The sequence below is a fragment of the Streptomyces sp. NPDC001415 genome (genome assembly GCF_053597395.1).
The window spans coordinates 137,702-148,042 of the sequence record NZ_JBSFIE010000012.1 but is presented as its reverse complement, the minus strand read 5'-3'; the positions used below and the strand labels follow the sequence as shown (position 1 = coordinate 148,042).

Sequence of the window (10,341 nt, the reverse complement as noted above, 5' to 3'; positions counted from 1 at the left end):
AAACTCCTCTGAATTCCTAAGCCGTTAACCGAGTGCTCTGACCGGACCCAGAGGTCGCGTCGCGATACCAGTACTCAAGGGTCAGCACGTGCCACAGATGCTTGGAGAAGTCCCGCTGCCCGGCGGCGTCCTCGGCGACCATGCGCGCCAGCGCGTCACGGCGCAGGAGCCCGGAGTTGACGAGCACGCCGTCGTGCACCACTTCGCGGACCAGCGGTGCCAGATCCCGGCTCATCCAGGCCCGCAGCGGGGCGCTGAACAGGCCTTTGGGCCGGTACACGATCTCCCGGGGCAGGATCGAGGCGGCCGCCTCCTTGAGGACAGCCTTCCCCTGCCGTCCGACGATCTTGCGATCCCCGGGCACGGCGAACGCCGCCCTGACCACCTCGACGTCCACGTACGGCACCCGCACCTCGGTCGACGCGGCCATGCTGGAGCGGTCCGTGTACGTGAGGTTCAGTCCCGGCAGGAACATCCGGGCGTCGCCCAGGCACATGCGGTTGACGAAGTCGTCGAGGTCGTTGTCCTGGTAGACGTCCGCGTGCTCGGTCAGCACGTCGTCGACCGTCCCGGCCAGGTCCGGGTTGACCAGGGCGAGCAGCTCGTCCCGGTCGTACATGGTGTAGCTGCGCCGGAACGCGGTCTCCTCCGGCAGACCGGCGAAGGAGAGGAACCGCTTCGCGAAGCGCACCGACCGGTACCCCCGGCGGGAGGTGGCGACCGGTAGCCGGTCCACGGCCGCGGACACCCCGCGCCGCAGGGGCCGCGGGATGCGCTGGTAGCGCAGGGCGAGCAGGTTGGCCAGGTGCTTGCGGTACCCGGCGAACAGCTCGTCGGCTCCCATCCCCGAGAGCATCACCTTGACCCCGGCCTCGCGGGCGGCCGAGCAGATCAGGAAGGTGTTGATCGCGGCGGGATCGCCGATCGGCTCGTCCAGGTGGTACGTCATCCGCGGCAGTAGATCGAGCACGTCCGGAGCGATCTCGATCTCGTGCAGGTCGACGCCGAACCGCTCGGCCACTTGCCGGGCGTAGCGCAGGTCGTCGGGCATGGCCTCGAACTTGGCGTCCTCGGCGCGGAATCCGATCGTGTAGGCGGAGATCCCGGGCTGGTGGCGGGCCGCAAGCGCGGTCAGATAGCTGGAGTCGAGGCCGCCGGAGAGGAAGGTCGCCACGGGTACGTCGGAGAGCAGATGCTGCTTCGTCGACTCCTCGACGATGGCGGCCAGGTCCGGCCGCTCGCCGCGCAGAGCCCGGTCCCGGCCCTCGGCTGCGACGGCCTTCAGGTTCCAGTACTGGCCGCGCTCCACACTGCCGTCGGGCCTGCACCTCAGCCAGCTTCCCGGTGGCAGCTTCTCCGCCTCGCGGAACGCGCAGCGAGAGTCCGGCACCCAGTAGTACAGCAGCGACGCCACCAAGGCCGCGTCGTCCACCTCCAGCGACCCGCCGGTCACCGCCGCGAGCGCCTTGAGCTCGGAGGCGAACACCAGGCCGTCGCCGCGCCGGAGCAGGAACAGCGGCTTGATGCCCAACTGGTCGCGGGCGAGCACCAGTTCACCGGTGCGCTCGTCGAAGATCCCGAACGCGAACATGCCGCGCAGCCGGGGCAGACAGTCCGTGCCCCAGCGCCGCCAGGCCTCAAGCAGCACCTCGGTGTCGGAGGTACCGCGGAAGCGCACCCCGGCGGCCGCCAGTTCGGCACGCAGCTCGGGCGCGTTGTACAGCTCGCCGTTGTACGTCAGGGCGAGGCCGCCCGAGACCATCGGCTGGGCGCCGGTCCCGGACAGATCGATGATGGCCAGTCGGCGGTGCCCGAGGTGCACTTCGCCGTCACCGGCGGGGTGGTCGTACCGGCCCGCCCCGTCCGGACCGCGGTGGGCGACGGTGTCGGTGAGCCGGTCGGTCACGGCCTTCCCGTCCGGCCATCGGTAAGTCCCTGCGATGCCGCACATGTTCTACCGCGCCTCCTGGTCGTTGTCCGGGACCCGTGAGGCCCCCATAGGCAGCCGTTCCGTGCGCCGCCGTTCCTCCCCCACTGCCTTGACGGCGTGGGTGGGGGTGCCCCCAGCGGTAGCTGGGGGAGTACCCCCGTCGTTCTGCCGTGCCAGCCGCTCGCCGTGGCCGCGCAGCGCGGTGTGCGGCCCGTCCCACAGCGTGCCGTCGGTCCGGTCGCGCGGATCGGGGTCGATCAGCACCACGCCGATCACCGGAATCCTCAGGTCCGCGAGCTGGCGCGCCACGGTGTGCAGCCATGCGGCACTGGCGTGCCCCGCACGCACGACGAGCACGGTCTGCGTGCCGAGGCACTGGAGGTCGGTCCAAGCCGTTCCGGGCGCGACCGAGCCGACGCCGAACCGGCACTCCTCATGCGCCACCGCCGCCCGCTCGGCGCTGACCACGGCAGGGCCACCTGATTGCCGGCGGCGGTCGGCGAGCCGCAGGCCGGGCAGCCCATCGACGATCACCACCGGCCCGTCCGTGGCCAGCGCCTCGGCGAGGTCCAGGGCGATCGCGCACGCGCTGCGCGCGCAGCCCAGTTCGAGCAGCGACACCGGTTCCGCGGAGGCGCGCACAATGCGGGCCAGGGTCGCGGTGAGCCGTTCGCGCGCCGCCGGGTTCCGTCCGCGCCGCCACAGCCTTGCGGACCGACGGGATGTGTGGCGCACCTCCGCGATGACCGAGGCGCCCAGGTTCGCCGCGATCTCCCGGCGCAGCACGGGACGGTCCGCCACCACCGTGCCGACCGCGGCCACCGCGAGCCCGAGGACGAGCCCCAGGACGAGGCCGATCGCGGCGTCGGTGACGGCGGTCTTGGGCACGGAGTGCGCCACCGTGCGCGGGCCGTCCACGATCTGCGTGCCGGCGATGAGCCTGGGCGTGCCGGTGCGCGCCTCCGCGGCGCGCTGGTCGAAGTCGGTGATCCGCGAGGTGAGTTCGGCCCGGCGGGCGAAGAGCGACTCGATGCTCGCCGACGCCTTCGGGTCGTTCCCCGGCGACCGGTCCCCGATCGCCTTGTTGACCTGGGCGAGGTCGTCCTGGATGCGGTCACGCTGGTCGAGCAGGGCCTTGGCCTCGGCCGCCGCGGCCTGCTGCATCCGGCTCACATGGTCCGCGACGAACGCATCGGCCAGCGCCTTGGACCGGGCCACCGCCTCCGCGTCGCTGCCACCTGTCACCTCGATCTGCAGCAGGTTGTTGGTCAGGCCGGTACCTCGGTAGTCCCGTATGAAGTCCTCCGGTTTTTCAGGGGACTTGAGGGCCTGCAGGGCCTTGCCGGCAATCCGCGTGGTACCCAGCAGCGCGACATCGGTACGGATCAGCGTCCCGGGGTCGTTCGGCTGGTCCGCCTGATGCGCGACCAGCACCTTGGTCACCGCGGTCGGGGGCGGCGGGCGCAGCACCGCTATCGCCGCGCCGACCAGTAGCCCGAGCAGCGCCATGGAGCACCAGAGGCGGCGGCGTCTGCGTACCGCCACCACCAGCGCCTGAAGGTCAAGCAGTGGAGCGGTGGCCGACGACTCCGGTGTGTCGCTCGTCGTCACACAGAACCTCCGCTCTGGTGACCGCTTACCGCCAGCGCCGGAGTGGCCTGGTCCGGAGCATGCCCGGCGGGCCGCGTCGGACGGGTCCGCACCGCGCCGGCTGCGACGAAACCGACGACCTCATGCCCTGCGTCCGCACACGCCTCGGCGACGCCGGCGAGCTGCTCCGCGGTCCAGCCGCCCGGGCTGAGCACGACCAGGGCCCCGGACTCGGTGCCGCGGTCCGGCACCATCGGCCGGGACACCGAGACCCCCACCACCCGCAGCGTGGGGTACTCCCTGCTCGAAGAGCTTGGGGAAGGACCGCTCTTGGCCTCGGCGGCGAGCTGTCCGGCGGCCCGGCGGGCGATCTCGTCGCCGTCCGGTACGACGACCAACAGCCGCCGGGGAGCCGGCAGTTGGTCCCGGAGGCGAGCGCACACCCGTCGGTAGCGGATGCGTCTTTCGGCCTCGTCGCCGGACATCCGCGGGGTCGGCATGTCCCACCGGGTGTCGATGCCGAGCAGCCGGCGGAACCGGGCCCGCGTGCCGATGCCTTTCGGCCGGTGTGCGGGGCGACGTTCACGAGGTACGTCGACGGTGCCGAGCAGCACCGACCCCAGTGCCGCGGCGATCTCCGGTTCGGTGCGCAGCCGGCGGTTCATCCGTGCGGCGGCGAGATGGCCGATGACCGTGAGCAGGAAGAACAACAGCGCCCCGGCGGCGACGAGCTGCGTTCTCGTCGGCGGTGCCTCGCCGGTCGGCCGGGCCGCGGGCCCCATGACGACCATGCCGCCCTTGTTGGCCGCCGGGTCGGTCTGGTCCAGCTTCTTCATGGCCTCCTGCAGCGTGGTGCGCAGCTTCTCCAGCTCGGTGCGGGCCTGCACGCTCTCCACGGTCTGCCCGGGATTGGCGGCGTTGGCCAGGTCGGTGATGCGGCGGCTGGTGTCCGCCACCTGCTGTCGCAGTGCGTCGGGCCCGGTGGCCGTGCCGGTGCTGGTGCTGTCGCCCGCGATCCGCGCGGCGAACGTCACGAATTCCTTGGCCAACTGGTCGGAGAGCCGCTGCGCGCGCTCCGGAGTGCCGGCCGTGCCCGAGATCTTGATGATGTTTCCGTCGGAGGTCGTGGCGCTCACTCGGTCCGCCAGCTCGCCGACGCTGACCCCCGGCCAGTTGAGCGCGGCGGCCGCGCGGTCCACCACCGCCGAACTCTTCGCGATCTCCGCCTGCGTCAGCAGCGCACGCTCCTCCCACTGCCCCGGCAGCAGGACCGATGCCGACGCCGTGTACCGCGGCGGAAACAGCATCGAGGTGCCGTAGCCGACGAGCGCGCCCACCACGGTGAGGACGGCGAGAAGCCGCCAGCGCCGACGGAGAATCCGCCCGACCGTGGCCAGCCGTATCGTGTCATCGCTCAACGGCGCGGCCTCCACCCCGTCCGCACCGGGTCGCCGGCCGCCACCGGAGCGCGGTCACGACAGACAGAGGCGTAGGCGGCGAGCAGCGACGCCTGCGAGTTCCGCCAGGACAGCTGCCCGCCGATCCGCTCCTGGCCGATCTTGCCCATCCGGGCCCGCTTCTCCGGATCGTCGAGCAGCAGCGCGATGAGCCCCGCGAACTCGGCCTCGTCGTTGGCGGCCGCGTAGACGGCAGCGTCACCGGCGGAGACCCGCGCCTCCCGGAGGTCGAAGGAGACGATCGGCCGGCCCATCGCCATGTACTCCAGGACCTTGTTCATGGTCGACACGTCGTTGAGCGGGTTGCGCGGGTCGGGGGAGAGGCACACGTCCGCGGTGGACAGATAACGCACCAGATCGGCGTCCGGAATGCGCCCGGTGAACTGCACCTGCTCGGAGAGCCCGAGCCGCCGGGACAGCTCCACCATCGCGTCGAAGGCGTCGCCGGAGCCGACGAACACGGCGTGCCAGTCCGTCCGCCCCAGCTCGTCGCGCAGCTTCGCCAGGGCCCGCAAGGCGTAGTCGACACCGTCCTGCGGTCCCATCACGCCCAGGTAGCACAGCAGATGAGGCTTGCCGCGCTTCAACTCCGGCTCGTGCGGGACCGGTTGGAAACGGTCGGTCTGGGGCGCGCTGCGCACCACGAAGACGTCCTCCGGCCGCCGGCCGCCGCGGCGCACCGCGACGTCCCGGTAGCTCTCGTTCGTGGCGAGCACGACGTCCGCGGCCCGGTAGGTCAGCCGTTCCAGCGCGCACACGGCGCGGTAGAGCAGATCCTCGCCGCGGCCGAACCGGGAGAGATACAGCTCCGGTACCAGGTCGTGCTGGTCGAAGACGAACCGCGCGCCGCGCCGCTTCAGCCGCAGCGCCGGCAGGAACAGCAGGTCCGGCGGGTTGCAGGCGTGGACCACGTCGACCGGGCCGACCTTCCGGGCGAGCCGGGCCGTGTGCCACAACGCCGTTCCGTACTCCCGCAGGTAGCCGGCCGGGCCTCCGGTGGCCGCGCGCAACGGATAGCGGTGGATCCGCACCCCGTCGATCTCGGTCTCCGGCTCCGTGTCCCGTGTCGTCCCCCGGGGGCAGATGACGTGCACCTCCCAGCCCGCGTCGCGCAGCGTCGTGCACTCCTGCCACACCCGCCGGTCGAACGGCACCGACAGGTTCTCCACCAGGATCAGCGCGCGACGGCCGTGCCCGAGGCTGCCTTTCTCACCGAACGATGTGTCACCAAGCAAGGCCCACGTACCCCGGTTCGGCCCGGCGCGCCTCGGCGTCGGGAAGGTGGATGAGGTCGACGATCACCGGGCCGTCGCCATGGGGGAGTGCCGAAAGGACGGCCGGATCCCTGCTCCCGACCAGGCACACCTCGGCGTGTTCGAGCACCTCGCCGACGGACTCAGCGAGCAGCTGCGCTAGGTGCGGCAGCCGGGTGTCGATGTATTCGCGGTTCGCGCCGAGCAGCCGGGAGAGGTTCACGTTGGGGTCGTAGATCCGCAGGTCGTACCCCTTGCCGAAGAGTCTCTCCGCCAGCTCGACAAGGGGGCTCTCGCGGAGGTCGTCGGTGCCGGGCTTGAAGGAAAGACCGAACAGGCCCACGCGCCGCTTGCCGGTGCGCTCGACCAGGTCCACCGCGCGCTGCAAATGGTCGGAGTTGGAGGGCAGCACGTGGGCGAGGATGGGCACAGAGACGTCGGCCCGTCGCGCCGCGTGGACCAGGCTGCGCAAGTCCTTGGGCAGGCAGGAGCCGCCGAAAGCGAAGCCCGGCCGCAGGTAGGCGGGGCTGATGTTCAGCTTGCGGTCGGCCAGGAACACGTCCATCACCTGGTGCGAGTCCACCCCGAGCGCCTGGCACACCGCGCCCAGCTCGTTCGCGAAGCCGATCTTGAGGCCGTGGAACGCGTTGTCCGCGTATTTGATCGCCTCGGCCGTCGGGACCGGCACCCGGAACACCTCGCCCGGCAAGTCCTCGTACAGCGCCGCCACCACATCGCCGCTCGCCGGGTCGAGCTCGCCGATGACGGTCTTGGGCGGATCGAAGAAGTCCCGCACACTCGTGCCCTCGCGCAGGAACTCCGGGTTGACCGCGACGCCGAAGTCCACCCCGGCCGTGCCGCCGACGTACTTCTCCAGGATCGGCACCAGCAGGTTCAGACAGGTGCCCGGCAGCATGGTGCTGCGGAACACGATCGTCTGCCGCCCGCCGCGCTCGGCCAGCACGGCGCCGATCTGCTCGGTGACCCGCTCCAAGTAGGTGGTGCACAGGCTGCCGTTGGGCTCCGAAGGCGTGCCCACGCAGACCAGCGACACCTCACTGCCCATGATCGCCTCGCGGACGTCGCCGGTGGCGCGTAACGCTCCGCTCTGTACGACCTTGGCGATGAGCTCGCCGATCCGCTCCTCGACCACCGGGGCCCTGCCGTCGTTGACCAGGTCGACCTTCACCTGGTTCACGTCCACTCCGATGACCTCGTGCCCCATGCCGGCCAGGCACGCGGCGGACACGCAGCCCACGTAGCCGAGCCCGAAAACGCTGACCCTCATGACCCGTTCCTCCCCCAGGCAGGCCCTCTTGGCCTGCGGTCCCGCGCGGCGGCCGGACGACGACTCCCGCGCATCAATACGCCCCCTGGCCGTAGAGCACCGCACGCAGCGTCTTCCACAAGATCACCGTGTCCAGGGCGAGCGACCAGTCCTCCACGTACCGCAGGTCGAGGCGGACCGCCTCCTCCCACGGCAGGTCGCTGCGTCCGCTGATCTGCCACAGGCCGGTGAGCCCGGGCTTGACGAGCAGCCGCCGCCGGATGTCGGGGCCGTACGCGGCGGATTCCTCCGGCAGCGGAGGCCGCGGCCCGACGAGCGACATCGATCCGGTGAGTACGTTGAAAAGCTGCGGGAGTTCGTCGATCGAGTACCGGCGCAGCACCGCTCCCACCCGGGTCACCCGCGGATCACGGTGGAGCTTGAACAGCAGGCCGGCGCCCTCGTTGTGGTCGGCCAGCTCGGCACGTGCCTGGTGGGCCCCGGCGACCATGGTGCGGAACTTGAGAATGGTGAACTCGCGGCCGTCCTTGCCGACCCTGCGCTGGCGGTAGACCGCCCCACCCCGGCTGTCCACCAGGACGAGCAGGCCGACGAGCACCATCAGCGGCGCGAACAGCATCAGCAGGATCGCCGCGCCCATCCGGTCGACGACCTCCTTGACCGCACGGCGGCCGCCGGTGAAGGTCGGCATGGTGACGCGCAGCAGCGGGATTCCGAGCACCGCGTCGACGTGCAGCCGCGGGCCGGCCACCTCCATCAGGACGGGCGCCACGACCATCTCGGCGTCGCTGCCTTCGAGGTTCCAGGCCAGCCGCTGCAGCCGGTCCGGTGACCAGTGCGGGTGCGGTGTGACCGCGACGACGCGGTAGCCGTCGCGGCGGACGTGGTCGGCGACGTCCGTCAGCCGGCCCACGACCGGCACCCCGTCCAGTCGGCCGCCGTCGAGCCCGAGACCGCCGGTCGTGCACACCGCGTCCACCCGCCAGCCGAGGTGCGGGAACTTACGGGTTCGGGTGATCAGGTCGCGTACGGTGGCCGGGCTCCCGGCAGCGAGCACCGGACGCAGGCACCGTCCTTCTTTCCGCTGTTTGTGCAGCCACAGGCGCAGCAGATATCGCTCGATCATGGTGACGAGCGCGATTGCGGGGATCGCGACGAAGATCCAGAGTTTGATGTTGCGCGAGGTGAGAGCGATACCGCCGAGCGCCAATACGACGACCGCCGTGAACAATGAGCGGCCGAGCCGGCGGAATTCCTCGGCGCCCTGGCCGAGCACGGCCGGAGCCCATGCCCGGCTCACCGCAAGAACTGACAGCACCAGCAGTTCGGTGCCGAAGGCGAGAATTCCCCATTTCTCGTGCCAGTTGGCCGCGTCCCGCACCCCGAAGAAGCTGCCGGTCGCCGTCACCACAATGGCGGTTGCCGCGGTATCGCTGGTGATCACGGTACGGCGATACCTCTGCTCCCAGTCGATGGCGGGCCGGCTGATCGGCCCGTCCGCCGGATGTCTTCGCGCCGACGGAAACGGGCTGACTAATTCCCCCTGCCGCACAGGACCCCCCAGGTCACCAGTGGTTCGACGTGTTCGTCCAACACCGTTCCTCCCCCCGGGAGGCCCCCGCCTCCCCGCACTCTCCCCTCGGGAGGCCCCCGCCCCCCGAATGACATCCCGGCCATCGCGGTGCCCCGTGAACAACCCACCCCGGCGGAACCCGTCGAAACCTCGGGTGCTCCCCGCACCCAAGGCACCCTGTCGGGCTCCGAGAAATGATCACCCCCCACGTTTGGCGCGGGGGACACGATTGCTGGCTGGGCTGTCTGTGGCGCCGGATCTATAGATCATTAACGGTTCGTCAATGGCCGTCTCGTACCTGAGCAGCTGAAGCACGGACAACTTAGACCACCGGAGACAATATGTAGAGGGGTTGTGTGCAATTCGTGCTCGGTTTTGAGGCGGAATCCACCGGCCGGTGACCGCATTCGGTGGCTTGATATCGCCGCACGCCGTAGCCGCCCGCCCGGCACCCGGGTGCCACGGGAGCCGGCCTGGAGAGGGGCTCCGGCCGGGGTGCCGGGGGAGCGGCAGCGTGGGTGGTGGCCGCCTGGCGCTTCCAGACGTCCGGCGGAGCTCTAACCCTGCGGCCGGTGCGCCATGATCAGCTCGAACTCCTCCAGGCACCGCAACGTGGCGTTGAGCTTCTTGAGGGACTCGCCGCGGATCGCCGACTGCGGCCCCCGCGTCGCAACCAGCGCGCCCTTGTCGCGGAACATCGCCCCGACGTGCGCGCGTCCCGCCGCAGCGTTCAGGAAGAGCGTCGCGCTGACCGCGCCGTCGAGGGCCTCCAGCTGGGGACGGCCCAGCTCCTCGAAGGTCTGCCGGTACGCGGGCGCGTCGGACGGGTCGAACTCCACGTACCCGGTGCGCATCCACATGCCCGGCGCCACCTTGGGCGCGGGCGTGTACGACACGGCCTCCCAGTCGTCGGCGGTCACGGTGTCCGCGAAGGGCGCGAGCAGCTCCAGGCGGCGCTCGCGCAGCCGAGTGTCGCTCTCCGCCCGGGCGCTCTCGCTCTCCCACCACGAGCCCATCAGGATCTTGCCGATCTCGCGGTCCGCAAAGAGTCCGAAACGGTGGTACCCGGGGTTCTGGCTGAGCAGCCCGGGGGCCTCGCTGCGGAGCGCGTCGAGCACACCATCGAGCTTGGCCGGGTCGCCGGTGACGTAGAGGGTGCGTACGTACCAGGTTTGCATGGCTAGTCCTGTCGGAGAGAGGTCCCGCGGCACTGGCGCGCGGCTCCCTCCCATACGAAGCCGGACCAAGCC

7 protein-coding genes are annotated in these 10,341 nt (G+C 70.9%); all 7 read right to left on the bottom strand.

What is annotated here, in order from left to right; all coding sequences use genetic code 11:
* Positions 1 to 16 precede the first annotated feature (16 nt).
* Positions 17 to 1,951: an asparagine synthase (glutamine-hydrolyzing) gene (gene asnB, locus ACWC2B_RS18780; RefSeq protein WP_450717837.1), complete on the bottom strand. Its 1,935-nt coding sequence runs from the start codon at positions 1,949 to 1,951 to the stop codon at positions 17 to 19.
* Between the two features lie 3 nt (positions 1,952 to 1,954).
* Complete coding sequence (locus tag ACWC2B_RS18775; protein ID WP_450717835.1) at positions 1,955 to 3,541, bottom strand: Wzz/FepE/Etk N-terminal domain-containing protein; 1,587 nt, start codon at positions 3,539 to 3,541, stop codon at positions 1,955 to 1,957.
* Positions 3,538 to 4,938, bottom strand: a complete 1,401-nt coding sequence (locus ACWC2B_RS18770) for a Wzz/FepE/Etk N-terminal domain-containing protein (RefSeq protein ID WP_450717833.1) — start codon at positions 4,936 to 4,938, stop codon at positions 3,538 to 3,540. The genes ACWC2B_RS18775 and ACWC2B_RS18770 overlap by 4 nt, the downstream gene beginning before the upstream one ends.
* Positions 4,935 to 6,212 carry a glycosyltransferase family 4 protein gene (locus tag ACWC2B_RS18765; protein ID WP_450717831.1) on the bottom strand — a complete coding sequence of 426 codons (1,278 nt, stop codon included), beginning with the start codon at positions 6,210 to 6,212 and terminating at the stop codon, positions 4,935 to 4,937. Before ACWC2B_RS18765 ends, ACWC2B_RS18770 begins: the two co-directional genes overlap by 4 nt.
* Entirely contained in the window at positions 6,202 to 7,518 is a 1,317-nt protein-coding gene (locus ACWC2B_RS18760; RefSeq protein WP_450717829.1) for a nucleotide sugar dehydrogenase, read from the bottom strand. Before ACWC2B_RS18760 ends, ACWC2B_RS18765 begins: the two co-directional genes overlap by 11 nt.
* A gap of 73 nt (positions 7,519 to 7,591) precedes the next feature.
* Positions 7,592 to 9,070, bottom strand: a complete 1,479-nt coding sequence (locus tag ACWC2B_RS18755; protein WP_450717827.1) for a sugar transferase — start codon at positions 9,068 to 9,070, stop codon at positions 7,592 to 7,594.
* A gap of 578 nt (positions 9,071 to 9,648) precedes the next feature.
* Positions 9,649 to 10,269: an antibiotic biosynthesis monooxygenase gene (locus ACWC2B_RS18750; RefSeq protein WP_450717825.1), complete on the bottom strand. Its 621-nt coding sequence runs from the start codon at positions 10,267 to 10,269 to the stop codon at positions 9,649 to 9,651.
* Positions 10,270 to 10,341 lie beyond the last annotated feature (72 nt).